1 protein-coding gene is annotated in these 1,380 nt (G+C 44.6%); it reads right to left on the reverse strand.

Annotated features, from left to right (window positions below; genetic code table 11):
- Positions 1-305: 305 nt before the first annotated feature.
- Positions 306-1,380: response regulator (locus CXF82_RS01405; RefSeq protein ID WP_102043557.1), on the reverse strand; the 1,075-nt coding region annotated here is incomplete at its 5' end.

Below are 1,380 nucleotides of genomic sequence, written 5' to 3' on the forward strand. Positions count from 1 at the left end.
AGCCTGTATCGTCTCAGCCTGTATCGTCTCAGCCTGTATCGTCTCAGCCTGTATCGTCTCAGTCTGTATCATCTCAGCACTATCCGGCTCCAAACCGGCTCTCAAGTCTCTGCTCGAACCATCTTTAAATCGGCTCCAAACCTTCTCTCAAGTCTCTGCTCGAACCGTCTTTAAACCTGCTCTTAACCGGCTCTTAAGTCTCTGCTCGAACCGTCTTTAAATCGGCTCTTAATCGGTATTTATCCGGTATTTATCCGGCATTTATCCGGTATTTATCCGGCTTCTAACCGTCCTAGCTTTCGACCTCAAGACGCCGAAAGCTGAATATAACCGCCTGGGGGGGTGTTGGTGTCATGGATAAGGCCGTGGAATTGGTCGTTCAGCAGTTGTCGTTTGTGTTCAGTAACATTGGTAGATATACACAATTGCTCACCTGGCATCAGGGTTCGAAACTGAATGGAGGGGTTTCCCCAGTTTACCATGCCAAGTTGCAGTGTTTCGGCTAATGCCAGTGGCGACAACCCTTCACTGTTTCGCAGATAACAACGAAACTCTGCGCCAGCTTGGGCTATTGCAACGCGGTAATTACTGAGATTGATCACCACGTAAGTCATATCAACGTAAATATCTAGACCGGATTTTAGCATCCGATCATTGAGATAACTTAGCATATTGAAAGGCTCTGCTATCACTGTCGACAATTTGTTCTGATAGCGCTTAAGCTTATGATTGACAAAACTCTTTAGCAAAACACTTGCAAAGGCTGCACGATTATCGTGAGGGTGAAAATGTGCCATGTACATCATGATGTGACTATCGTCTAACATGGCAGTATCGATAAAATGGGCACTGACTTCGTTAGTATTAAACAGACTATAATCTATGGCGGCTTTACTGTACTCGATTCGACTTGGCGGGAAGAGTTGTTGCTGTACGCTTTTAGCCGCTTCCTCGCTTTGCTCTAACAGCTCAAGGTTCTGATTTAACTCCATGTAAGACAGCGATTCCAATTCATCAATTTGTAATGACTCCTCCAATGAGCCATTTAAACACTCTTGAATCGCATTTTCGATGAGGTACAGATCCGCTACAGGTTTTACCAGATAATCACTGGCGCCGTTTCTAAGTGCATCAACCACATTAGACATTGCTTGATTGCCAGAAATGATAATAGAGGGGGTACCTGGACGGTATTTATTCATGGCCTTTAGCATTTCTAAGCCGCCAAGGTTTGGCATGCTTAAATCAGCTAGTACAACATCGAAATCTTGTTTTTTAAAACAATTTAACCCTAGTTCGCCATCATCTGCTTCGATAATAATGGCACCTCGGCTCTCTAAAAAAGCCGTAACAATTTTGCGGAAGACGGGATCGTCCTCC

Source organism: Shewanella sp. GutDb-MelDb (genome assembly GCF_002836075.1).
GTDB lineage: Bacteria > Pseudomonadota > Gammaproteobacteria > Enterobacterales > Shewanellaceae > Shewanella.